The sequence below is a fragment of the Caballeronia sp. ATUFL_F2_KS9A genome (assembly GCF_023630765.1).
Lineage (GTDB): Bacteria > Pseudomonadota > Gammaproteobacteria > Burkholderiales > Burkholderiaceae > Caballeronia > Caballeronia zhejiangensis.
Genome location: NZ_JALQEK010000004.1, coordinates 69275 through 92385 on the forward strand (window position 1 = coordinate 69275; position 23111 = coordinate 92385).

19 protein-coding genes and 1 tRNA gene are annotated in these 23111 nt (G+C 63.3%); 9 read left to right on the forward strand and 11 right to left on the reverse strand.

Going from position 1 to position 23111, the window contains the following annotated elements:
* Nucleotides 1–22: 22 nt before the first annotated feature.
* From NCS67_RS06000 to mfd, 4 genes are all read right to left on the reverse strand, one after another.
* Nucleotides 23–946: a SphA family protein gene (locus NCS67_RS06000; protein ID WP_033536120.1), complete on the reverse strand. Its 924-nt coding sequence runs from the start codon at nucleotides 944–946 to the stop codon at nucleotides 23–25.
* 570 nt (nucleotides 947–1516) lie between these two features.
* Nucleotides 1517–2539: a threonine/serine dehydratase family protein gene (locus NCS67_RS06005; RefSeq protein WP_250434666.1), complete on the reverse strand. Its 1023-nt coding sequence runs from the start codon at nucleotides 2537–2539 to the stop codon at nucleotides 1517–1519.
* Nucleotides 2540–2562: 23 nt separating this feature from the next.
* Nucleotides 2563–3789 (reverse strand): acetylornithine deacetylase, encoded by a 1227-nt coding sequence (argE, locus tag NCS67_RS06010; RefSeq protein WP_008349787.1) that lies wholly within the window; start codon nucleotides 3787–3789, stop codon nucleotides 2563–2565.
* An 836-nt stretch (nucleotides 3790–4625) separates the two neighbouring features.
* On the reverse strand, nucleotides 4626–8102 hold the full coding sequence (mfd, locus tag NCS67_RS06015; RefSeq protein WP_008349786.1) for a transcription-repair coupling factor: 3477 nt from the start codon (nucleotides 8100–8102) through the stop codon (nucleotides 4626–4628).
* A gap of 139 nt (nucleotides 8103–8241) precedes the next feature.
* On the opposite strand from mfd, the gene ispD reads away from it, so the two are divergent.
* Complete coding sequence (gene ispD / locus NCS67_RS06020) at nucleotides 8242–8964, forward strand: 2-C-methyl-D-erythritol 4-phosphate cytidylyltransferase (RefSeq protein ID WP_008349782.1); 723 nt, start codon at nucleotides 8242–8244, stop codon at nucleotides 8962–8964.
* A 26-nt stretch (nucleotides 8965–8990) separates the two neighbouring features.
* The gene (gene ispF, locus NCS67_RS06025; RefSeq protein WP_175982921.1) at nucleotides 8991–9482 is read left to right on the forward strand and encodes a 2-C-methyl-D-erythritol 2,4-cyclodiphosphate synthase; all 492 of its coding nucleotides are present in this window, start codon (nucleotides 8991–8993) and stop codon (nucleotides 9480–9482) included.
* Nucleotides 9483–9498: 16 nt separating this feature from the next.
* On the opposite strand, the gene NCS67_RS06030 is transcribed toward ispF, so the two are convergent.
* The 4 genes from NCS67_RS06030 to ompR form a co-directional block, all read right to left on the reverse strand.
* Entirely contained in the window at nucleotides 9499–10023 is a 525-nt protein-coding gene (locus NCS67_RS06030) for a carboxymuconolactone decarboxylase family protein (protein ID WP_008349777.1), read from the reverse strand.
* 89 nt (nucleotides 10024–10112) lie between these two features.
* Entirely contained in the window at nucleotides 10113–10661 is a 549-nt protein-coding gene (locus NCS67_RS06035) for a peroxiredoxin (protein WP_008349775.1), read from the reverse strand.
* 172 nt (nucleotides 10662–10833) lie between these two features.
* Nucleotides 10834–12198, reverse strand: a complete 1365-nt coding sequence (locus NCS67_RS06040; protein WP_008349773.1) for an ATP-binding protein — start codon at nucleotides 12196–12198, stop codon at nucleotides 10834–10836.
* 61 nt (nucleotides 12199–12259) lie between these two features.
* Nucleotides 12260–12985 carry an osmolarity response regulator transcription factor OmpR gene (ompR, locus tag NCS67_RS06045; protein ID WP_008349770.1) on the reverse strand — a complete coding sequence of 242 codons (726 nt, stop codon included), beginning with the start codon at nucleotides 12983–12985 and terminating at the stop codon, nucleotides 12260–12262.
* Between the two features lie 244 nt (nucleotides 12986–13229).
* Here ompR and NCS67_RS06050 point away from each other — a divergent pair, with 244 nt between their 5' ends.
* Together NCS67_RS06050 and NCS67_RS06055 are read left to right on the forward strand one after the other, a co-directional pair.
* On the forward strand, nucleotides 13230–13595 hold the full coding sequence (locus NCS67_RS06050; protein ID WP_008349768.1) for a hypothetical protein: 366 nt from the start codon (nucleotides 13230–13232) through the stop codon (nucleotides 13593–13595).
* Nucleotides 13596–13611: 16 nt separating this feature from the next.
* Nucleotides 13612–14463: a DUF1501 domain-containing protein gene (locus tag NCS67_RS06055; protein ID WP_175982920.1), complete on the forward strand. Its 852-nt coding sequence runs from the start codon at nucleotides 13612–13614 to the stop codon at nucleotides 14461–14463.
* On the opposite strand, the gene NCS67_RS06060 is transcribed toward NCS67_RS06055, so the two are convergent.
* Nucleotides 14460–15302 carry a squalene/phytoene synthase family protein gene (locus NCS67_RS06060; protein WP_175982919.1) on the reverse strand — a complete coding sequence of 281 codons (843 nt, stop codon included), beginning with the start codon at nucleotides 15300–15302 and terminating at the stop codon, nucleotides 14460–14462. The two genes, NCS67_RS06055 and NCS67_RS06060, sit on opposite strands and share 4 nt — an antisense overlap.
* A 168-nt stretch (nucleotides 15303–15470) precedes the next feature.
* Nucleotides 15471–15557, reverse strand: a tRNA-Leu gene (locus tag NCS67_RS06065).
* A gap of 272 nt (nucleotides 15558–15829) precedes the next feature.
* On the opposite strand from NCS67_RS06065, the gene NCS67_RS06070 reads away from it, so the two are divergent.
* Both NCS67_RS06070 and NCS67_RS06075 read left to right on the forward strand, forming a co-directional pair.
* Nucleotides 15830–16198: a DUF2946 domain-containing protein gene (locus NCS67_RS06070; RefSeq protein ID WP_008349763.1), complete on the forward strand. Its 369-nt coding sequence runs from the start codon at nucleotides 15830–15832 to the stop codon at nucleotides 16196–16198.
* Nucleotides 16199–16339: 141 nt separating this feature from the next.
* Nucleotides 16340–17770 (forward strand): PepSY-associated TM helix domain-containing protein, encoded by a 1431-nt coding sequence (locus NCS67_RS06075; RefSeq protein WP_250434667.1) that lies wholly within the window; start codon nucleotides 16340–16342, stop codon nucleotides 17768–17770.
* Between the two features lie 24 nt (nucleotides 17771–17794).
* Here the strand turns inward: NCS67_RS06075 and NCS67_RS06080 are convergent, their stop codons facing one another.
* Complete coding sequence (locus NCS67_RS06080) at nucleotides 17795–18943, reverse strand: glycerate kinase family protein (protein WP_250434670.1); 1149 nt, start codon at nucleotides 18941–18943, stop codon at nucleotides 17795–17797.
* A 528-nt stretch (nucleotides 18944–19471) separates the two neighbouring features.
* Between NCS67_RS06080 and tig the strand changes: the two genes are divergently transcribed.
* The 3 genes from tig to clpX all read left to right on the forward strand — a co-directional run bounded on the left by tig (nucleotide 19472) and on the right by clpX (nucleotide 23055).
* Entirely contained in the window at nucleotides 19472–20818 is a 1347-nt protein-coding gene (tig, locus tag NCS67_RS06085; RefSeq protein WP_250434673.1) for a trigger factor, read from the forward strand.
* A gap of 138 nt (nucleotides 20819–20956) precedes the next feature.
* Complete coding sequence (gene clpP / locus NCS67_RS06090; protein ID WP_008349755.1) at nucleotides 20957–21610, forward strand: ATP-dependent Clp endopeptidase proteolytic subunit ClpP; 654 nt, start codon at nucleotides 20957–20959, stop codon at nucleotides 21608–21610.
* Between the two features lie 173 nt (nucleotides 21611–21783).
* The gene (gene clpX, locus NCS67_RS06095; protein WP_008349753.1) at nucleotides 21784–23055 is read left to right on the forward strand and encodes an ATP-dependent Clp protease ATP-binding subunit ClpX; all 1272 of its coding nucleotides are present in this window, start codon (nucleotides 21784–21786) and stop codon (nucleotides 23053–23055) included.
* Nucleotides 23056–23111 lie beyond the last annotated feature (56 nt).

The window sequence follows — 23111 nt, forward strand, 5'->3', positions numbered from 1 at the left end:
CATATCGCGATGCGGGCAGGCATCAGAACGCCAGCGTCGCGCTTGCCATGAAACTGTTGGTGCTCTTGAGCCGGTTCGTGCTCGCGATGCTCGGCACCCAGCGCAAGCTCGCCGAAACGGGATGTTTGCCGCCCACCTTGGTGTCGTAAGTGACGATGGGACCGAGCGAGAAGTCATGTCCGACGAAGCCGTCGAGCCGATCGGCGACTGGGCCGGAGTCCTTGCCGAGCTGCTGAACGGTGCCCATCACGAGGCCTGCGCCGACGCCATTGGCGAATTTCTTCAGGCCCATTAGATCGAGCGTGAAGAGCGGGGCGTTTTGATATTCGGTGGCTTGATTGCGCGTGTAGAACTGCAGTCCCGCGACGGCGTCGAATTCCAGGCCGTACTGCGGAACGAGCTTCGTGTACGCCACTTGAGGCACGAAGGTCCAGTTGTTCAGGCTCGTGTTGGCGAGCGCGTTCGGGTCGTAACGGCCGGTCGGCGCCCAGACGTTGAAGCTGAGCGCGATGTGATCGGTGCGCGAGAAGTGGTATCCCGCGACGATCGGCGTGAAGTAGAGGTCAAACAAGTTCGCGGCGCTGTCGCTGCGCGCGCCGTTCAGGCGTCCGACGGACGCGCCTGCTTTCACGTCGGTCCAGACGTAGGGCAGCGTGATGGCGGACGCGAAACTCCATCCGCCCGTGCTGCCCCACGAGCGCATCAGGGTAGCGAGCGTGAAGTCGATCTTCGCGTCGACGCCGGCAGTCGCCGTGCCGGCGATCGGCACGGAGCGGTTCGCGCCGATCGAGCCGTCGAGATAGATGTTCTCGAAGTTCACGATGGTCATCGGCTCGGGCGGCACGATGCCCGCGCTCGGGCCGACGCTCATGCCCGCGACAGGCCGGCCGAGCGCGCTTTCGGTTGCATGAGCAACGGGAATGCAGGCCGATGAGGCCGCCAGCATCAGCGCCAGAACTGATCGGCGCGCGGTAAGTCCGCGACGCGTGCCGAATTCAGATAAAACGCATTGCATTATTCCCGTTTCTGGGATTCGATTTATTTTGCTCATTGTTTGAAAAATTGGTGCGTCCAAAAGCGCCGTAATAAATGGGTCCGTCTATCTATCCGCTTTGTAAATATCGCGGTAGACATTAATTGAATTTAATCGCTATTCGTAGGTGTGCGTGTTACCGCAACGATGGATCGTTGCTGCCTGTACTTGCCGGAGAGAGTTCTTGTTCGTGCCGAATCAGCTCCGCGAACTTTGAAAAGGGGCGCTAATGGCGATTGAAAAAGATTAAACAGTGCTCAGGTTTAGAAACAGATCTTCCGACTGCATTTGGTTGGCGACACTATCAGCGCGCACGTGCGCAGACAAGCTTTGCCGCCGGAACGACAAAGATATGCACAAAGATCAATTATTTTTTTCATTAATACGCTTTGAGAAAATCTCAGCGTGAAGTTTGCGCAAAACGAGTTCGGGGCGCACGATGCGCCCCGAGAAAAGACATGCAAACGCCTGCTTGCGAAAGCTTCAGTCGCCCGACGCTTCCCGAGCGAGCGCGAGATGCTTCGCGAAGGTCGTCGGGTCGGTATTGGTGCCGCACAGCAGCACGCCGACACGCTTGCCTTCCAGCCGCTCGCGCAACGGTCCGAGCAGGGCGGCGGTGGCGGCGGCGCATGCCGGCTCGACCGCCAGTTTGAGTTCACCGAACAACTGCAGCATGCCGTGACGCAGCTCGTTGTCCGACACGGTGACGATCTCGTCGATATGCCGCCGGCATAGCTCGTAGCTGTACTGCTCGGTATGCGGCGCCATCAGAGAATCGGCGATGCCGTGCATCGCGCCCATCTTGACCGTGTGATTCGCCTCGAAGCTGCGTTTCATCGCATCCGAGCCTTCCGGTTCCACGCCGAAGACATGCAGCGACGGATTTGCGAGGCGCATCGCCGTCGATACGCCCGCGGCCAGGCCGCCGCCGCCGATCGGCAGGATCACGGCGTCGAGATCGGGCGCCTGCGACGTCCACTCGTAGCCGAGCGTCGCCGTGCCGAGCACCGTGCGATAGCCGTTGAACGGATGGATGAACACGCGTCCTTCTTCCGCTTCGACGCGCCGCACGACATCGAACGCCTCGGCGACGTTCTCCGCGAACACGACTTCCGCGCCGTAGCGCCGGCACAGCGCCACGCGCGCCGGGCTCGCGCTCTTGATGATGACGACCTTCGCGCCCACTTCCATGCGCTGCGCCGCGTACGCGACCGCCACCGCGTGATTGCCCGCCGATACGCACGTGACGCCCGCCGAACGTTCGCTGTCGGTGAGCGCGAAGATATTCGAAAACGCGCCGCGCGCCTTGAACGTGCCGCTTGCCTGCAAGAGTTCGAACTTGAACGTGACCGGCGTGCCTTCGAGCGTCGGAAAGTCGTGGCGCTCGAAGGTCGGGGTGCGCGTCACCCACGGCGTGAGCGCCATATGCTGCTCGGCGATTTCTTCGAGCGTCGGAATCGGCGTGCCGTCGATCGTATTGTCGGAATGCTGCATGGCAGTGGACATGACGTGTTGTCGATCTGGAGAGCTCAACGGGGCTGTGCTTCGACGGACATGCTGTGGATGAACTTGCCCAGGAACGCCTCGCACTGGACGAGCTGTTCGAGCGACACATACTCGTTCGCCTTGTGCGCCTGTTCGATGTTGCCCGGCCCGCAGACGATGCTCGGCACGCCCGCGTTCGCGAACAAGCCCGCTTCGGTGCCGTAGGCGACCTTGTGCTTGTCCTGATTTTGCGTGAGCGCGCGCACGAGTTGCGTGATCGCGGCCTGCTCGGTGGCGTCGAGGCCGGGCGCGGACGCGAGCTTCGTGAATTCGATCGCCGCGTTGCCGTGTTCCTTCAGCATCTTCGGCAGCAGCGTGTCATGCGCGTACGACTGGATGCGTTTGAAGATCTGATCGGGATCGATCGTCGGCAGATTGCGGAATTCGAACTCGAAGTTGCATTCGGCGGGCACGGTGTTGATCGCGTTGCCGCCTTTTATCGTGCTCGTCTGACCGGTGGTGAAGGGCACGTCGTAGAGTTCGTCGAACGGACCTTGCGCGCGAAACTCGTCGACGAGATCGCGGATGTGGCAGATGAGCCGCGCTGCGTACTCGATCGCGTTCAGGCCCTTCGGCGTCAGCGACGAATGCGCCGCGAAGCCGCGCACGCAGCAGTGATAGGTGTTGATGCCTTTGTGCGCGATGATCGGGCGCATCGATGTCGGTTCGCCGACGATGCAGCCATCGGGTTTAAGGCCGCGCTTTTTCAGGTCGGCGATCATCAGCGGCGCGCCGGCGCAGCCGACTTCTTCGTCGTAGGAAAGCGCGAAGTGGATGGGTTTCGCGAGCTTGGTCGCCTGCATCTTCGGCAGCATGGCGAGCGCGGCGCCGATGAAGCCTTTCATGTCACACGAGCCGCGGCCGTAGAGCAGGCCGTCGCGCACTTCGGGCTTGAACGGATCGCTCTGCCAGTCCTGACCGTCGACCGGAACGACATCGGTGTGACCCGACAGCACGATGCCGCCGTCGGTTTGGCCGTCGTGCGCCGGGACCGTGGCGAAGAGATTCGCCCACTGGCCGCGCGGATCGTTGGTGATGGTCGCTTCGATGCCCGCTTTTCGCAGTTCGTCGCGTACCGTTTCGATCAGGCCGAGATTCGGATTGCGGCTTACGGTATCGATGGATACGAGCCGTTCGATCCACGGCAGGGAAATGGGCGTTTCGGTTCTGGATTGAGCTTCGAGATTCGCCGTGTCAGCGATCTGTGACATATTTTTGCTCCTGCGGGTAGGGTTTGATCATAGCCCAAAAGAATGATGCTGGCCGTAGGGGGCTTTTTGGTTTTTGAGTTTTGGGGCTTTTGAGCTTTGGCGCTTTGGGGTTGTCGCTGGATCCCGTTTTCGCGTCGGTCTATTAGCACTGCCCCTGTGCGGGGCGGCAGTCACTTTCTTTGCTGCTGCAAAGAAAGTAACCAAAGAAAGCAGCTTCCGATACGCCCGCGGTCACACGCAATTTGGGTAGTCCTCTCGTCCATCGTGGGCTGCCTAAAGAGTGCCCTCATAGGCCCCATCGGGCTTGGCTCGCGCACGGTCCGTCTCATCGCACCACACAACAAACCGGTTCAGCACCAAACAGCTCCAGCCTGCTTCGCGGCCGACCGGTCAATCGGGTCTGCGTGTGCTTTGCTACTAAATTCTCTCTCGCACCGCACATGCAAACCTATGGTTTCCCTTGCAGACCCGGCGGCAGCGCGTAGCGCTGTGCGGAAGCTATTTCGCGCTGAACCAGCGCGGTAAAGGGAATGGCTCGTCAGACCGTGCGCGAGCCAAGCCCGGTTAGGTATTTGAGGGCACTCTTTAGGCGAGTGCCGCCTGGGACGAGAGAACTACCCAAATTGCGTGTGACCGCGGGCCTGAAAAGCTGCTTTCTTTGCCTACTTTCTTTGCAGCAGCAAAGAAAGTAGGTGCCGCCCCGCACAGGGGCAACGCTGATAGACCGACACGAAACCGGGATCCGGCGACTACAGTAAGCAAAGTGAGCCCCACCCCGCACAGGAGGCAACGCTGACAGACCGAAAGCAAATCGGAATCCGGCGAAAACAAAAAAATCACCGAACAACAGCGGCCGGTTTCCGAACCGGCCCCCCCAACGCCCGCAACGTCTCCTTGACAGTAGAGATCCGCACCGAGAGATCGGGACTCCGCGACTCGATGCGCAACTTGTCCTGACCCGCGAGCTTGATGTGCTTATGCTTCTGCACCATCTCGATGATCTTCATGCCATCGACGGGCGGGTTCGGAACGAACTGCAGCGAGATCGACTGCTCGCCCGCGTCGATCTTCGAGATGCCGAGCGGTTTCGCAGCAAGACGCAGCCGATGCGTCTCCACGAGCGCATGCGCCTGCGGCGGCAGCTTCCCAAATCGATCGACGAGCTCTTCGAGAATGCCATCGATCGCATCGCTCGATTCGCAGTTCGCGAGCCGCTTGTACAACGACAAACGCTCCTGCACATCGGCGCAGTAATCGGCGGGCAGAATCGCGGGCGCGTGCAGATTGATCTCGGTCGTTGCCGCAAGCGGGGCGTTCAGATCCGGCTCGCGGCCTTCGCGCAGCGCACGCACGGCGTCGTTCAGCATGTCGGTGTAAAGCTGGAAGCCGATCTCGTGAATCTCGCCCGATTGCTTGTCGCCGAGCACCTCGCCCGTACCGCGAATCTCCAGGTCGTGCATCGCGAGATAAAAACCCGAGCCGAGTTCCTCCATCTGCTGAATGGCTTCGAGCCGCCGCTGCGCCTGCTTCGTCAGCGATTGCGGATCGTGCACCAGCAAATACGCATACGCCTGGTGATGCGAACGCCCGACACGTCCGCGCAACTGATGCAACTGCGCAAGACCGAACTTGTCCGCACGATGCATGAGGATCGTGTTCGCGCTCGGCACGTCGATGCCGGTCTCGATGATCGTCGTGCACAACAGCACGTTCGCGCGCTGGCCGACGAAATCGCGCATCACGCGTTCGAGCTCGCGCTCGTGCATCTGTCCGTGCGCAACCGCGATGCGCGCCTCGGGTACCAGCGCTTCGAGCATCGCGCGCCGATTCTCGATCGTCTCGACTTCGTTGTGCAGGAAGTAAACCTGGCCGCCGCGCTTCAGTTCGCGCAGCATCGCCTCGCGGATCACGCCGTCTTCCTCGCGCCGCACGAAGGTCTTGATCGCGAGCCGCTTCTGCGGCGCGGTCGCGATCACCGAGAAATCACGCAGGCCTTCGAGCGCCATGCCGAGCGTGCGCGGAATCGGCGTCGCGGTGAGCGTGAGCACGTCGACCTCGGCGCGCAATGCCTTGAGCGCCTCCTTCTGCCGCACGCCGAAGCGATGCTCCTCGTCGATGATCACGAGCCCGAGCCGCTTGAACTTCACATCGCTCGACAAGAGCTTGTGTGTGCCGATGACGATATCGACCGAGCCTTCGTTGATCTGCTGCACGGCCGTCGAAACTTCCTTGCCGGTCTTGAAGCGCGACAGTTCCGCGATGCGCACCGGCCAGTCGGCGAAACGGTCGGTGAAGGTCTGCGTGTGCTGTTCCGCAAGCAGCGTCGTCGGCGAAAGAATCGCGACCTGCTTGCCCGCCATCACCGCGATGAACGCGGCGCGCAGCGCGACTTCCGTTTTGCCGAAGCCGACGTCGCCGCACACGAGACGGTCCATCGGTTTGCCGCTCGTCATGTCGCCGATGACGGCTGCGATCGCCGCCGCCTGGTCGGGCGTTTCCTCGAAGCCGAAGCTCTCCGCGAACTTGGTGTAGTCGCGCGGCTCGAGCTTGAACGCATAACCTTCGCGCGCCGCGCGGCGCGCGTAGAGGTTGAGCAGCTCGGCGGCCGTATCGCGAATCTGCTGCGCGGCCTTGCGTTTGGCTTTTTCCCACTGGCCGGAGCCGAGCGTATGCAGCGGCGCGCTTTCCGGGTCCGCGCCGCTGTAGCGCGAGATCACATGCAATTGCGCGACCGGCACATACAGCTTCGCCTCGTTCTGATATTCGAGATGCAGGAATTCGGTTTCACCTTCGCCGAGGTCCATCGACACGAGGCCCATGTATCGGCCGATGCCATGCTGCGCATGCACGACGGGATCGCCGACCTTCAGCTCGGCGAGATCGCGCACCATCGAATCGACGTTGCTCGCCTGCTCCTGACGACGCCGTCCGGCGCGGCGCGCGAGCGGTCCGTAAAGCTCCGTCTCGGTGACGATCGACAGCTTCTCCAACGGCAGCGCGAAACCGTTGGCGAGCGGCGCGATGCCAAGCGTGAACTTGCCGTCGGCGGTCAGCCATTCGTGGAACGTGTCGCGCAATTCGCCGCGCAGGCCGTTGTCGGCGAGCAATTGCTGGATCGTCTCGCGACGTCCCGCCGATTCCGCGACGAGCATCACGCGATTGTCCGTCTGCTCCAGATAGTGACGCAGCGCGAGCAAAGGCTCGTCGGCGTGACGGTCGATCGCGAGGCCCGGCAGCGGCACGGCCCAGCCGCCTTCGGGCGTCGCGGGAAACTTCAACTGCGCGAAGGGCTTCGCGAACGTGAAGAAATCGTCGTCTGTCAGAAAGAGCCGGCGCGGTTCGAGCAAGGGCCGCTCGCGATCGTGCGAAAGGAAGTCGTAGCGCTGCTTCGTGTCGTGCGTGAAGCGCTTGATCGCGGCGTCCATATCGCCGACAAACGCGAGCTGCGAGCCTTGCGGCAAGTAATGAAAGAGCGTCGCGGTTTCATCGAAGAAGAGCGGCAGATAGTATTCGATGCCCGCCGAGGGCACGCCATTGCCCATGTCCTTGTAAATCTGCGAGCGGCTCGGATCGCCCTCGAAGACCTCTCGCCAGCGGCTGCGAAAGGCGGTGCGCGCGGCTTCGTCGAACGGGAACTCGCGGCCCGGCAGCAGGCGCACGTCGCGCACCGGATAAAGGCTGCGCTGCGTGTCCGGATCGAACGCGCGGATGGAGTCCACCTGGTCGTCGAACAGATCGATGCGATACGGCAGCGCCGAGCCCATCGGATAGAGATCGATGAGCGAGCCGCGCACGCAATACTCGCCCGGCCGCACGACCTGGCTCACGTGCTCGTAACCCGCGAGCGTCAATTGCGCCTTGAGCTTCGCTTCGTCGAGCCGCTCGCCCTGCGTGAACGAGAACGTGTAAGCCGCGAGAAACGACGCGGGCGGCATGCGATAGAGCGCGGTCGTCGCCGGGACGATGAGGATGTCGCAGCGGCCTTCGCCGAGATCGTGCAGCGTCGCGAGACGTTCCGAGACGAGATCCTGGTGCGGCGAAAACGTGTCGTACGGCAGCGTCTCCCAGTCGGGCAGAAGGCGCACGCGCGCATCGGGCGCGAAGTAGGGGATTTCGGCGGCGAGACGCTGCGCATCGACTGCGCTCGCGGTGACGACCGTCAGGAGCGGCACGCTCTCGCGATACGCGGCGTAGTAGCGCGCGATGGCGAGCGCATCGGACGAGCCGGAAGCGCCATCGAAGACGAAGCGCTGACCCGGTTTCACGAGCGCGATGGGAGAACTGGACTGCGCGTTGACGGCTTTGGAAGGCATAAGGTGTGCATGGAGCCGTCCGGCAAACGCGGGTTCGGAGAGTCGAACCGGCGTGCGCGGGACGTGGTCGCGAAAGACCTATTATAAAATCCGGGCTTCAACTTTGACTTGTTCACCTCATCTGCTCGACTATTCGCCCGTGACTTCGCGCCTGTTCTCACTGATTCCCTGCGCCGGCACCGGCAGCCGCTCCGGCGCGCCGATGCCGAAGCAATACCAGACGATCGCGGGCCGCCCAATGCTCGCGTACACGCTCGCGGCGTTCGACGCGTGCTCCGAATTCTCGCAGACGCTCGTCGTGCTCGCACCGGACGACAACCACTTTGACGCGCGCCGCTTCGCCGGATTGCGCTTCGCGGTCGAGCGTTGCGGCGGCGCCTCGCGGCAAGCGTCGGTGTACAACGGGCTCGTCGCGCTCGCGAAATTCGGCGCGCGCGAAGACGACTGGGTCCTCGTGCACGACGCCGCGCGCCCCGGCATCACGCCGGAGCTGATTCGCAAGCTTGTCGCGGAACTGCGCGACGATGCGGTCGGCGGCATTCTCGCGCTGCCGGTCGCGGACACGCTGAAACGCGTCGCACCGAACATGCCCGATGTCCCCACGGACGACGTGCGCGTCGCGCGCACCGAATCGCGCGACGGGCTCTGGCAGGCGCAGACGCCGCAAATGTTCCGGCTCGGCATGCTGCGCGAAGCGATCGAGCGTGCGCGTCACGACGGCCACGACCTGACGGACGAAGCGAGCGCGATCGAATGGCTCGGTCATTCGCCGAAACTGGTTCAGGGCAGTCTGCGCAACTTCAAGGTGACGTATCCGGAGGATTTCGCGCTCGCGGGCGCGATGCTTTCGGCCGGCGCCTGACTCACACTCAACAAAGGTTTGGATCGATGGATTTCAGAATCGGACAAGGGTACGACGTCCACCAGCTCGTCGAAGGCCGCCCGCTCATCATCGGCGGCGTGACGATTCCCTACGAGCGCGGTCTGCTCGGCCACTCGGACGCCGACGTGCTGCTGCACGCGATCACCGATGCGCTGTTCGGCGCGGCGTCGCTCGGCGACATCGGCAGGCATTTCCCGGACACGGCGACCGAATTCGCCGGCGCGGACAGCCGCGTGCTGCTGCGCGAGGCGTTCCGGCGCGTGTCGGAGGCGGGTTTCGCGATCGCGAACGTCGACAGCACGATCATCGCGCAGGCGCCGAAACTCAGCTCCCATATCGATGCCATGCGCGAAAACATCGCCGCCGATCTCGATCTTTCAATTGATCGCGTGAACGTCAAGGCCAAGACGAACGAGAAGCTCGGCTATCTCGGGCGCAAGGAAGGCATCGAAGCGCAGGCCGCGGTGCTTTTGCGCCGGACGTCAATCGACGGCTAAAGCGCGGCGGGAAGCGCTATTTCCCTTCGGCTTCGATCGTCAGCGCGACGGCGTTGATCACCGCGGCGATGCGGCCGACGTCGCGCAGTTGCGTCGTCGACATGCCTTCGGCCACGAGATTCTCGTAGTGCGATTTCACGCAGAAATGGCACTTGCCGACGATCGACGCCGCGAGCGCGTACATCTCGAAGCGCCGCTTGTCGACGCCGCCGTGCGACGCATACGCGTTCATGCGCAAGTTTGCGGGCTGCGTCTTGAGATCGGCGTTGTCGGCCATTTCCAGGTACGGATACCAGACGTTGTTCATGCCCATCAGCGCGGCCGCGGTGAGCACGGCGTTCGTCTCTTCGGGCGACAGCGCGCCCGAGTTGCGAATGATGGCGACGAGCTTCGTCGCTTTCGCGGCAAACGCGGCGGCGAGCGCGACGCCAGCCGCATCGCTGCCTTCGAGCGATGAACGCGCGATCGTGCCGTCGACGTTAAGGCGAATGTCCTTCGCGTAGTCGGGCACCAGTTCCTTGATCGCAGACAGAAATTCCATTGTTTGCTCCTGTTCGATGGCATTAAAAAGCCCGCCGATCGGCCGAATACACTCGGCTCGATGGCGGGCTTCGCGGCATCCGGAAACGCTTACAGCGTCGCGCCGCCGACGGCACGGTTGCACGGGCAGAGTTCGTCCGTTTGCAAGCCGTCGAGAATGCGCAAGATTTCTTCCGGGCTGCGGCCGACGTTCAGGTTATTGACCGAGACGTGCTGAATGACGTTGTCCGGATCGACGATGAAGGTCGCGCGCAACGCCACGCCGGCTTCCTTGTCGCGCACGCCGAGTTGATCGATCAGTTCGCCTTTCACGTCGCCGAACGAGTAATGGTTCAGCTTGTTCAGGTCTTTGTGCTCGCGGCGCCATGCCAGCTTGACGAACTCGTTGTCTACGCTGCCGCCGAGCAGAACCGCGTCGCGGTCCTCGAAATCGGCCGCCAGCTTCGCGAATTCGACGATCTCCGTCGGGCAGACAAACGTGAAATCTTTCGGATAGAAATAGATGATCTTCCACTTGCCGGGGAAAGACTGCTCGGTAATTTCCTCGAACGCCGACTGGCCGTTCTCTTCGTGATGGTTGAAACCCGGCTTCGCAGCGGTGACAGTGAATGCTTCGACTTTATCGCCAACGGTCTTCATTCGGAAAACTCCTGTGAAATCGTTGAAAGGACAAACTCCAGCCAAACTACCGTATCGCCGTAACGCTCGCGTGACACGTTCATGCCAGGCCGCGCCGAGCGTTGAACCGCTTCATCTTAACCAGAATTAAAAGAGTGCTTCGGCCGTTTCCAGCTTCCGAAACGGGCGCGCTCTAGCCTTCGAAGCGCACGCCGCCTTTCATCGGCGGGAAGTCGATGGTGACTTCGAAGCCGGGCAGAGGCGTGCGGTTGCGCAGACGCAGCGTGCCGCGCTGTCGCGTGACGAGGCGCTGCACGATCGCCATGCCGAGACCGGTGCCGTTCGCCTGCGTGCGCGCCGTATCGACGCGATAGAACGGACGCGTGATGAGCGCGACCTGATCGTCGGGGATGCCGCGGCCCTCGTCCATCACGGAGAGCTCGACCCTGCCGTGCGCGACGCGCGTCTGCAGCGTGATGCGGGCGATGTCGTCGTGTTCGCTGCGGCCGTACTTGCGCGCGTTTTCCAGCAGGTTGCCGACCACGCGGCGCGCATCCGTCGGATCGCCTTCGATCACCGCGCCCTGGGCGAGATCCGTCCGCATGACGACGCCGTCGTCGGCCTGGAAGCGGGCGGCGAGTTCGCTCGCGATCATCGACAGGTCGACGGCCTCGGGCATGCGCTGCATCGGCCGCGCATAGTCGAGAAAGCGCCCGATGATCATGTCCATCTGCTCGATGTCGTCGATCATCGCGAGCTTGGTCGCTTCGTCCGACGGGCTCATCTCCGTCTCCAGCCGCAGGCGCGCAAGCGGCGTGCGCAGATCGTGCGAGATGCCCGCGAGCATCAGCGCACGGTCGGCCTCGAGCTGCTCGAGATCCTGCACCATCTGGTTGAAGCTTCGATTGGTTTCGGCAGCAACGCCCATGCCGCGTTCGGGCAAGGGTTCGGGCGATTGCCCCGAACCGACCTTGCGCGCGGCGAGCGCGAGACGCGCGAATGGCCGATTCACGAGACTCGTGATGAACGCCGCGCCGAACAGCGACAGCGCGAGCGCGAACACGCCCCAACCGGCCCATTGCAGGCCGGTCACGGTGTCGAGCTGATCGCGATCGAGGGCGACCCAGTAATCGTCGTCGTCGATCTTGAAGCTGATCCATACGCCCGGAATGTCGTTCACCGACTGCGCGATGATCGTCTCGTTGCCGAGCCGCCCGCGCACGTCACGTTCGATCAGCCGGTTGAGCGATTCATCGGGCTGGAGCTTGTATTTGTCGGTGGTCTCGCGCGGATACACGCGCACGCCTTCGTTGCTCTCCAGATCCTGAAGCAGCGCGCGGCGCAGATCGGGGTCGGAATAGAGCAGGGCGGTGCGCGTGAGCTTGACCACGGCGACGAGCTGAAGCGCCACGCGCTGCGCACGCGGCTCGCGCTCGATGACGCGAAAGCTCTGGAACCACGCCGTGAGACTGACTGCGATGAGCAGCGCGATCAGCGCGAAGGTTCGCCAGAACAGGCCGCCGAACGCGAGCGCCAGTAGCCGCCTGTCGATTCGCATGAGTCTGTCGGGTTCGGCTCGGTGAAGGGGCGAGAGCGTGACGAAACTCGCTTAGGATCGATCAGGCTGCGCCGTCGGGAATGAACACGTAGCCGAGGCCCCACACGGTCTGGATGAAACGCGGACTGCTGGGATCGGGCTCGATCAGCTTGCGCAGACGCGATATCTGCACGTCGAGGCTGCGGTCGAACACTTCGTACTCACGGCCGCGTGCGAGCTCCATCAGCTTTTCGCGCGAAAGCGGCTGGCGCGGATGGCGCGCGAACACTTTGAGTACCGAAAATTCGCCGGTGGTCAGCGGGATTTCCTGGCCGTTCTTCGTGAGCGTGCGCGTCGCGAGATTCAGTGCAAATTCGCCGAACTCGAACACTTCGGTGGTTTCGGACGGCGCGCCCGGCAATTCGGACGGCGTCTGACGCCGCAGCACCGCATGAATGCGCGCGACGAGTTCGCGCGGATTGAAAGGCTTCGGCAGATAGTCGTCCGCGCCCATTTCGAGGCCGACGATGCGATCGACATCTTCACCCTTCGCGGTGAGCATGATGATCGGCGTGCGATCGTTGCTGCCGCGCAGACGCCGGCAGATGGAAAGACCGTCTTCGCCGGGAAGCATCAGATCGAGGACGAGCAGATCGAAACGCTCGCGCACCCACAACTTGTTCATCGACGGGGCGTTTTCCGCAACGTACACGTTGAAGCCCTGTTCACCGAGGTATCGGCGCAACAGATCGCGCAGGCGCGGATCGTCGTCGACGACGAGAATTTTTGAAGGGTTCTTGGTTTCCATGGCGGCATCTTAGCGCGTTTGTTCAAACGCCGAGTTTGTAACAAAAGCGAGTGTAACAGTTCGTTACAAAATTTACGGGGCCTGTGGCACGGCCTAGGGGTTTGCTGCGTACACTGCTTTACCTAAGCCCGCCATTCGGTAGATACTCCATTAGACCAGTGCGTCGCGCGGCACGACCAAGCCGCTTCGAGACGTGCGCGAAAAGACTGAGGCTGTCCGGTTGTCGAGCAACGAAGGGAACAACATGAAGGGAGCGCGGCAGCGCGGACCCGTGCGCAACGAGCGCATTCTCAGAAAGACACTTCTTGCCAGTGCGCTCTACGCAGTACTGAGCACGCCTCACGCCTATGCACAACCGGCAGGCTTCGATCGCGGCATCGCGAGTTCCCCGAATCGTTTCGATGGCAGAATGATTCGCGCGCAGCAGCGCGTGGGCAAAGGTTCGGGGTCGTCGAGCCACGATCCGAAGACCGCGGCCATGCAACCCATTCAGCAAGTGGATCAGGCGCCGCCCGCGCGCCCGCCGCGCCACACCGTGATGACCGCCGACGAGCGCCGTCTCTTGCGGCAGCATATCGAAGAAGCGGTGCGCGATCTCTACAAGCGGTAAGCGGCGCGTGCCCGCGATGGACCGACGTGAATTTCTCTCGATTGCCGGTGCGTTCGCGGGAGGTCTCGGCAGCATCGGCGATGCGTGCGCCATCGCACATTCCGACACTTCCTCTGCTTCGATTCGCTCCCTCGTGATCGTCGACCTCGACGGCGGCAACGATGCGCTCAACACAGTCATCCCGATCGCCGATGCGCGCTATCGCGTGTTGCGGCCGAAACTCGCGATATCGAAAGACCGCGCATTGATGCTCGATGAACGCACCGCCTTGCATCCGTCGCTGTCGCCGTTGATGAGCGCGTGGCGCGCCAACGAAATGGCGATCGTGCAGGGCGTCGGCTATGACGCGCCCAATCGCTCGCATTTCCGCTCGCGACAGATCTGGGACACGGCATCGCATGCCGATGAATATCGCGCCGACGGCTGGCTCGATCGCGTGAACCTGAAGGTGACGCACATCACCTTGCACGGCTTCGACACGCACGAGCGTCAGTCGCATCGGCATGCGGCGCTGCTGGCCACGCTGGCAGAGCGGCTCGCGTCGCTGCGGGCGTCGCTGATCGCGTCCGGCGCATGGAGCCGCACGCTCGTGATGACGCGCTCGGAGTTCGGACGCGCCGCGCGCGAGAACGCCGCGGGCGGCACCGACCACGGCGCGGCCGCGGCGCATTTCATGATGGGCGGAGGCGTGCGCGGCGGACTCTTCGGCATGCCACCGCGACTCGATCGACTCGATGCGGACGGCGGCTTGTCCGTCGGCGTCGACTTCAGAACGCTCTATGCCACGGTGCTCGACGCATGCGGGCAGATCGATTCGTCATCGATTCTCGGCGCGCGCTTCGCGCCATTGCCGATCCTTCGCGTCTAACGCGTCTTCCATGTGATCCACAGCTTGCGGATCGGCGTGAGTGCGATGCGTTGATGCAGCACCCGAAAGTTCTCCCGTTCGATCTCGTCGAAAAGCGCGAAGGACAGCGCTGCCTGCGCGCGCAGCACGCGTTGCGTCGCGCGCTCCGAAGCGGGAATCGCGGCCAGCGCGTCGTCTAGCGCCTGGCGGGCGCGGCTGGTCTGAAAGCGCATGAGGTCCGTGAACGTATCGCCGTACTTGCGATTGATGATGTCCGCGGCCGTCACGTTGAATCGCTGCAACTCGTCGATGGGAATGTAGATGCGGCCATTGCGCGCATCGCCGCCGATGTCCTGAACGCGCTCGGCCAGCAGCAACGCGGATCCGAGCGGCGCGGCCCACGACGCGGCCTGCTGCGGATTGCGCGCGCTCGCGCGTGCAACGGCCGTCGCGAATGCGCCGCCCGTCTGATCGAGGTAACGCCGCAAGCCGGGCCAGTCGAGGTAGCGCGCCTGATCGAGATCCATGCCGAAGCCGTCGACGATCGCGGCAAGCGATGCGCGTCCGGCATCGTCGAGAACCGGATGCGCGGCATCGCCCGCGTGCGCCTGCAACGCTTTCGTGACCGGATGCGTGGGCTCGCCGCCATCGAGCCGCCCGAGTTCGCTTTGCCACCATGCGTGCTTGGTGCGGCCGATGGTCGGATCGCTCGTTTCCTTCACGGTCTCTTCGAGCTCGCGATAAAGCGCATAGAGCGCGGTCAGAAGTGGCTGGCTCGCAGCCGGCGCGCGGCGCAGCGCGTAGTACGTGCCGGAACCTTCAGGCGCGGCTTTTTGCTGGCAGTAATCGTCGAAATTCACGAACGGAGCTTGTGGGAGTTCGAGGGGAGGCGGGGTCGGTTCTGGTCGTGCGGTTGGCCGCGCGGCGTTCATTTTATCCGGCGAGGCGCGGCTTCGCTGCGCAGCGGCGGCAGCATCAGCCGGCCGCAAAAACAAAAAACCCCTTTGCCGATGAAAGGGGTTTTCGTGTGGTGCGAGGAGCGGGACTCGAACCCGCACACCCTTGCGGGCGTCAGGACCTAAACCTGGTGCGTCTACCAATTTCGCCATCCTCGCAGCACGGCAGGCGCTCTGGGCTCTTGCGGATGATGACCCGCGCCCGGCGATGCCGCCGTGTCCGGCACCGGTCCACTGTGCCAAGCCCGAGATTCTAACGCATTCATCTGGCGATGTCTGCGAAAATGCGTCGACGGTCCTGAGCTTAAGCGAGGCGCGAGAATCGTCGGCATGGCCGTCGATTCCGGCCATACGCGCCCGAAGATTGCGGCTCGCAGATCGGCTGCCTACAATCTCGTCACACTTCCGCTTCGGCATCGACATTCCCGCTCATGAACCGCAACGCGCGCAATCGCTTCGTCGCATGGCTCGGCATCGCCGCCATGTGGCTTGCCATCGTCGCGCCGGTCATCAGTCAGACGCTGGCCGCGCGCCAGGCCGCCAATCCGCAAGCGGTGCTTTGCACGGTCGATGCGACTGCAACGGACTCGCACGCCGGCCAGCACGACGCCGGGAGTCATGTCGACGCCTGCTCCTACTGCGGACTGCTCGCGCAGAATCTGCCGATCGTCACGGGCGTCGTGCATGACGTCGCGCTGATCGAACGCGTCACGCGCGTGCCTGCCTTCGCGAACGTCGAAGACGTCACCTCGAAATCCTTCAACGCCGCGAGCCCGCGCGCGCCGCCCGTCCTCTCCTGAAGCCTTCCTTCGTCTGACCGCATCGATGCTCGTCGCGCACATGAGCGCGATGGACGTACGACCGCTCGTCGGGAATATCGTCACGGCACTGACGGTACTTCAGATGCGCGCTCATCGCAAAAATACTCAACGAGATTCGCCATGCTTGCACCCGACCTGAACGCGGCGCCAGCGACGCCGAGCGCGGAAGTCATCGCGCATCGCCGCACGCTGTGGCGCTGGCATTTCTATGCGGCACTCTTCGTGATGCCGCTCCTCATCGTGCTCGCGATCACCGGCACGATCTACTGTTTTCAGCCGCAGATCGAGCCGCTGCTGTATCGCGACCGGATGATCGTCGCGGACACGCACGCCCCGCAACTGTCCCGCGATATCCTGCTCGCCAAGGCTGCCGCGAGCGAACCGCGCGGCGCCGTACCGACGCTCGCGCAAATCGAAACCGATCGCACGCGCAGCGCCGAATTCGTCTTTCGCCTGCCATCGGGCGAAAGCGAAAGCGTCTACGTGAACCCGTACGACGGCACCGTGCTCGGCACGCTTTCCGTCGAACATCGATTGATGAAGCAAGTGCGCAACCTGCATCGCGGCCTGATGCTCGGCAAGACCGGCGAGCTGCTGATGGAACTCGCCGGATGCTGGACGCTCGTGATGATCGGCACGGGTATCGCGCTGTGGTGGCCCAGCCGGTCGAACGCGAGACAGGGCGGCGTGTGGCTGCCCCGGCTATCGCTGCAAGGGCGCGCGTGGTGGCGCGATCTGCATGCGGTCGGCGGCGTGTGGCTCGCGGTCGGCGCGCTCTTTTTCGTTCTCTCGGGATTGCCGTGGTCGGGCTCGTGGGGCAAGCAATTCAAGGCGCTTGCGACGACCGCATTGCTCGGATATCCGAAGGGCGCGTGGGGCGAGGCGCATGTGCATTCGGCGGCCCCAGCGACCTCGAACAACAAACACGCGATGCACGGCATGCAGATGAAGATGGACGATCTGCCGCTGCATCAGACGCCGTGGGCCGTCGGCGCGACAACGGTGCCGGAAGGCGCGAATGCGTCGGCTTCGGCTGCGCGCGTGTCGATCGACGACGTGGTCGCGCTCGCCGCGAAAAACGGTGTTGCGGATGACTACGGCATCGCGCTTCCGTCCAAGCCGACGGGCGTCTACACGGTCTCGTATTTCCCCGCCGATCCGCGCGCCGAACGCACGCTGCACATCGATCAATACAGCGGCCGCGTGCTGTCCGACATCGATTACGCAAGCTACGGCGGCGTGGCGAAAGTGATCTCGTACGGCACGTCGCTGCATATGGGGCGCTACTTCGGGCTTCTGAACCAGATCGTCTGCTCGGCGATATCGCTCGGGCTCGCGGCGTTGTCCGTGACGGGCTTCATCATGTGGATGAAACGCCGGCCCGCGCGCGAACTCGGCGCGCCTGCGCGGCCCACGAAGCGCCCGCCGATGCGCGCCTGGCGCGGCAGCCTGACGTTGCTCGGCGTGATTTTCCCTTTGATGGGCGCGACCATGCTCGCCGTCTGGTGCTTCGACCGGCTTGCGTTCGGGGCCAAGCGCGCGGCTGCCTGACGAACCCGCGCGCCTCGTTCGGACTTATTTGGAACCGAATCTGAGGCGCGTGAGCTGCTCGGCTTCGTTGGCGAGCAGCCGCGCCGCATCGCGGATCGCCGTTTCGAGCGTGATCGGGCCGGGCGCCGGCGAGAAGCAGCCGCTGAAAAATTCGGAGAGCCGCGGCAGCGCGGCCGAATCGACGGCGCCCGACAGCAACGACGCCGGCACGCCGTGATCGCGCGCGTGCTTGCAGGCGATGAACGGCGCCTTGCCATGCAGCGTCTGCACGTCTGAACGGCCTTCGCCCGTGATGAGCCAGTTCGCGCCTTCGAGCGCGGCGTCGAGCCCGATTTCGCGCGCCACCACCTCCGCGCCGGTCTCGAAACGCGCGCCGAGCATGTGCAGCGCGAACCCGAGCCCGCCCGCCGCGCCCGCGCCGGGTTCGCTGCGTTTCGCGACGCCCATCGCGGGTTCGAGCAGATCGGCGAAATGGGCGAGGGCGGCGTCGATGGTGGGCACTTGCTCCGGCGTCACGCCTTTCTGCGGCCCGAAGACCGCCGTCGCGCCGTGATCGCCGGTGAGCGGATTGTCGACATCGGACATGCCGACGAACTCCGCGTCCTTCACGCGCGGATCGAGCCCGGAAGCGTCGATGCGCGCGACTCCCCCGAGCGCCGATGGCACCGGATGGAGCTCCTTGCCGTCTGCGTCGAAGAGTTTCAGCCCGAGGCCGACGAGCAGGCCCGCGCCGCCGTCGTTGGTGCTGCTGCCGCCGAGCGCCACATAGAATCTGCGCGCGCCGGAATCCAGCAGCGCGCGGATCGCCTCGCCCATGCCGAGCGTGCTGCGCTCGGTGACGGGCACGGCCATGCCGTCCGCATCCGTGATGCCCACGACTTCCGCCGTCTCGATAATCGCGCTGCCGTCGTCGAGCAGGCCCGTGGCGGCGTCGCGGCGTGCGGCGGCCGCGCCCCGCACGTTGAGCATGCGCCGCTCGCCGCCTGCCGAGAGCATCGCGTCGAGCGTGCCTTCGCCGCCGTCGGCCATCGGACGGATACGGATATCGGCGTCCGGCCGCGCGCGCCTGATGCCTTCCGCGACGGCGTTCGCGACGCCTTCCGCGGAGAGCGAGCCCTTGAACGAATCGGGAGCGATGACAACTACGGGAGCAGCGGACGTGGCGTTAGGCATGGTGTCTCGAATGTTCTGATGTGGAAGCAAGGATTGAAAAGCCGCGGCGAGGCTCCATCTATGCGAATGTCGCATGCGCTTCATGCCTTGCGGCAATGGATTGCGCGCCGGAGCGCTTCGCCGCTCGAATCATGCGCCGGCAAGCTTATCAGCGCGGCGCGCGACGCAAAATAGCGGCGTGCCGATAGCGGGAATTCTGCGCGGGAGAGCCGGTCAGCAAAACGCGGATTTACGCCGAAATGAGCGTCGAAAACTGGCACTTTTCGAGTCAAATCGGACCGAAACGCAGTGTTTGCAGGATCGTCGGGCGGACCGCGCGGAATAGTTTGCTAAAATGCTTGGCTCTGTTGACTGACACCGTGTCGGGCGACGTTCCGGCACTCCCGCGAGACGCTTATTCTGGGCGTCTTCCGGCGCCAGGCGTCGATTTCGGCCGGCTCAGGCAGAGGCCGCATCCGGACCCGCGCCTTTAGAACCGCGGAAGAACCGAACACCGAATTTACGATTTACTCTAGGACGATTTCAGCCATGGCTAACGTAGTTGAGAACCTCGGCAAGCTCGAACGCCGCGTGACGATTTCCCTGCCGAAGGACACGGTGCAGAAGGAAGTGGATTCGCGCATCCGCCAGTTGGCCAAGAATGTGCGCATGCCGGGTTTCCGCCCGGGCAAGGTGCCGCTCAAGATGGTGACGCAACAGTATGGCGGCCAGGTCGAAGCCGAAGTGCTGAGCGACAAGGTCGGCAAGGAATTCTTCGATGTCACGCGCGCCGAGAACCTGCGTGTCGCGGGCCAGCCGAGCTTCGCGCCGAAGTCGGAAGCCGCAACGGACGCCTACGCCTTCGACGCGACCTTCGAGGTCTATCCCGAAGTGCGCCTCGGCGACGTGGCGACCGCTGAAATCGAACGCACGGTCACGACCATCTCCGAAGCCGAAGTCGATCGCACGCTGGACATCCTGCGCAAGCAGCGCGTGCATTTCCACGCCCGCGGCGAAGCCGGCGAGCACGGCGACGGCGGCGCGGACACGGCAGCCAAGGAAGGCGACCGCGTAACGCTGGATTTCGTCGGCAAGATCGACGAAGTCGCGTTCGAAGGCGGTAGCGCACAGGACTTCGCATTCGTGCTGGGCGAAGGCCGCATGCTGCCCGAGTTCGAGCAAGCCGCGACGGGCCTGAAGGTCGGCGAAGAGCGCACGTTCGACCTCAAGTTCCCGGATGACTACCATGGCAAGGACGTGGCGGGCAAGACGGCGCAATTCACGATCACCGTGAAGAAGATCGAATGGCCGCATCTGCCGGAAATCAACGCCGATTTTGCGAAGTCGCTCCGCATCGAAGACGGCGACCTCACGAAGATGCGCGCCGAGATCAAGGACAATCTGGAGCGTGAAGCGAAGCGCCGCACGCAGCAGATCGTGAAGAATCAGGTCATGGACGCGCTCCTGAAGATCTCCGAACTCGACGTGCCGAAGGCGCTGATCGAACAGGATCAGCAGCGCCTCGTCGAAATGGCTCGCCAGGACCTGCAACAACGCGGCGTGCCGAATGCAGCCGACGCGCCGATCCCGGCCGAAATGTTCGCCGAGCAGGCCGAGCGTCGCGTGAAGCTGGGCCTCGTGCTGGCCGAACTCGTGAAGGCCAACGAACTGCAGGCGAAGCCCGAGCAGATCCGCGCTGAAGTGGACGAATTCGCCAAGAGCTACGAAGACCCGAAGGAAGTCGTCCGCTGGTATTATTCGAACCAGCAGCGCCTCGCCGAGATGGAAGCGTACGTCGTCGAAAGCAACGTCGTCGATTTCGTCCTGGGCAAGGCCAAGGTGACCGACAAGGAAGTCAGCTTCGAGGAACTGGCCAGCGCAACGGCGCAAGCCTGACGCGTTAGGCAAGGGGCGTGCGGAGTCGTCGGACTGACGGCTCGCACGCCTTTTTTGCATTAAAGTTGGGCGTTTGCATGCCGTTCTAGTGGATGTTCCTTTGTCGTTCAGTACCCTTATTCCGAACAAGGAAATTGCATGACCTTTCGCGCTGAATTGCTCGACACGTTGGCGTCCCACGCACCGCGGGATTTCGAAGCCCAGGCGCTCGGCCTCGTTCCGATGGTCGTGGAAACGAGCGGCCGCGGCGAGCGTGCCTATGACATTTACTCGCGTCTCCTCAAGGAGCGCGTGGTGTTTCTCGTCGGTGAAGTGAACGACCAGTCGGCGAATCTCGTCGTCGCACAGTTGTTGTTCCTCGAAAGCGAGAACCCGGACAAGGACATCAGCCTGTACATCAACAGTCCTGGCGGCTCGGTCTCGGCCGGCATGGCGATTTACGACACCATGCAGTTCGTGAAGCCGGACGTTTCGACGCTGTGCATGGGCCTCGCCGCAAGCATGGGCGCATTCCTGCTGGCGGCCGGCGCGAAGGGCAAGCGCGTCGCGCTGCCGAACGCGCGCGTGATGATCCACCAGCCGCTCGGCGGCGCACGCGGCCAGGCGTCGGACATCGAGATCCAGGCACGGGAAATCCTGTATCTGAAGGAACGTTTGAATCAGTTGCTGTCGCATCACACGGGTCAGCCGGTCGAGCGCATCGCGCGCGACACGGATCGCGACAACTTCATGTCGGGCGACGACGCGCAGGCTTACGGCCTCGTCGACCAGGTGCTTCACAAGCGTCCCTGAGGCGTCCGGAGCGGCGCCGCGCCGGCGCTCGGAGACGAAGCCGGCAAAGCGTGCGAAGTCGCGCATTGGGCGCCACGCCAAAACGCGCTCCGGCGGTCCTCGCGGGTGCGAATCTGCGTCGCGGAATCGAAGCGCGTATCATGTAACAAGAGTGTCCGGAGGCTTACACATTTATGGCGGACAAAAAAGGTTCCAGTAGCGAAAAGCTGCTGTATTGCTCGTTCTGCGGCAAGAGCCAGCATGAGGTGAAGAAGCTCATCGCTGGGCCGTCGGTGTTCATCTGCGATGAATGCATCGACCTGTGCAACGAGATCATTCGCGACGAGGCAGCCGGTGCGGCGGAGGAGGCCGGGCTGACCAAGTCCGACCTGCCGAGCCCGCAGGAAATCAGCGATATCCTCAATCAGTACGTGATCGGCCAGGAACGCGCGAAGAAAATTCTCGCGGTGGCCGTGTACAACCATTACAAGCGGCTCAAGCATCTCGACAAGAAGGACGACATCGAGCTGTCGAAGAGCAACATTCTCTTGATCGGGCCGACCGGCTCGGGCAAGACGCTGCTCGCGCAGACATTGGCGCGCATGCTGAATGTGCCGTTCGTGATCGCCGATGCAACGACGCTGACCGAAGCCGGCTATGTCGGCGAGGACGTCGAGAACATCATTCAGAAGCTGCTGCAGAATTGCAATTACGAAGTCGACAAGGCGCAGCGCGGAATCGTGTACATCGACGAGATCGACAAGATCAGCCGCAAGTCGGACAACCCGTCCATTACGCGCGACGTGTCGGGCGAGGGCGTGCAGCAGGCGTTGCTGAAGCTGATCGAAGGCACGATGGCGTCGGTGCCGCCGCAAGGCGGACGCAAGCACCCGAATCAGGATTTCATCCAGGTCGATACGACCAACATCCTGTTCGTCTGCGGCGGCGCGTTCGACGGACTGGAAAAGGTCATCACGGATCGCACCGAGAAGACCGGCATCGGTTTCGGCGCGAGCGTGAAGAGCAAGCAGGATCGCGACGCGGGCGAAGTGCTGCGCGAAGTCGAGCCGGAAGACCTGATCAAGTTCGGCCTGATTCCGGAGCTGATCGGCCGTCTGCCCGTCGTGGCGACGCTCGGCAAGCTCGATGAAGCCGCGCTGGTGAAGATCCTGATCGAGCCGAAGAACGCGCTCGTGAAGCAGTATCACAAGCTCTTCGCAATGGAGCGCGTCGAACTGGAAATCCGTCCGGCGGCGCTTCAGGCCATCGCGCAGAAGGCCATTCGCCGCAAGACCGGCGCGCGCGGGCTGCGTTCGATTCTGGAACAGGCGTTGCTCGACGTAATGTACGAACTGCCGACCATGAAGGGCGTTTCGAAGGTGATCGTCGACGACAACACGATCGACGGAGACGGCAAGCCGCTGCTCATCTACGAAGACGCACCGAAAGTAGCAGGATCGAACTGAAGCAGGCTGTGTGTCGGCGAAAGGCCGTTCATGGCGACGTGAACGGCCTTTTATTT

Coding starts and splice junctions, on each gene's coding strand:
- NCS67_RS06035 (WP_008349775.1), bottom strand. CDS start 10,661: ATGAAGACCGTTGGCGATAAAGTCGAAGCATTCACTGTCACCGCTGCG.
- NCS67_RS06030 (WP_008349777.1), bottom strand. CDS start 10,023: ATGGAATTTCTGTCTGCGATCAAGGAACTGGTGCCCGACTACGCGAAG.
- NCS67_RS06075 (WP_250434667.1), top strand. CDS start 16,340: ATGCTTGCACCCGACCTGAACGCGGCGCCAGCGACGCCGAGCGCGGAA.
- ispF (WP_175982921.1), top strand. CDS start 8,991: ATGGATTTCAGAATCGGACAAGGGTACGACGTCCACCAGCTCGTCGAA.
- NCS67_RS06055 (WP_175982920.1), top strand. CDS start 13,612: ATGGACCGACGTGAATTTCTCTCGATTGCCGGTGCGTTCGCGGGAGGT.
- NCS67_RS06005 (WP_250434666.1), bottom strand. CDS start 2,539: ATGTCCACTGCCATGCAGCATTCCGACAATACGATCGACGGCACGCCG.
- tig (WP_250434673.1), top strand. CDS start 19,472: ATGGCTAACGTAGTTGAGAACCTCGGCAAGCTCGAACGCCGCGTGACG.
- ompR (WP_008349770.1), bottom strand. CDS start 12,985: ATGGAAACCAAGAACCCTTCAAAAATTCTCGTCGTCGACGACGATCCG.
- clpP (WP_008349755.1), top strand. CDS start 20,957: ATGACCTTTCGCGCTGAATTGCTCGACACGTTGGCGTCCCACGCACCG.
- NCS67_RS06080 (WP_250434670.1), bottom strand. CDS start 18,943: ATGCCTAACGCCACGTCCGCTGCTCCCGTAGTTGTCATCGCTCCCGAT.
- argE (WP_008349787.1), bottom strand. CDS start 3,789: ATGTCACAGATCGCTGACACGGCGAATCTCGAAGCTCAATCCAGAACC.
- NCS67_RS06040 (WP_008349773.1), bottom strand. CDS start 12,198: ATGCGAATCGACAGGCGGCTACTGGCGCTCGCGTTCGGCGGCCTGTTC.
- NCS67_RS06050 (WP_008349768.1), top strand. CDS start 13,230: ATGAAGGGAGCGCGGCAGCGCGGACCCGTGCGCAACGAGCGCATTCTC.
- NCS67_RS06000 (WP_033536120.1), bottom strand. CDS start 946: ATGCTGGCGGCCTCATCGGCCTGCATTCCCGTTGCTCATGCAACCGAA.
- clpX (WP_008349753.1), top strand. CDS start 21,784: ATGGCGGACAAAAAAGGTTCCAGTAGCGAAAAGCTGCTGTATTGCTCG.
- mfd (WP_008349786.1), bottom strand. CDS start 8,102: ATGCCTTCCAAAGCCGTCAACGCGCAGTCCAGTTCTCCCATCGCGCTC.
- NCS67_RS06070 (WP_008349763.1), top strand. CDS start 15,830: ATGAACCGCAACGCGCGCAATCGCTTCGTCGCATGGCTCGGCATCGCC.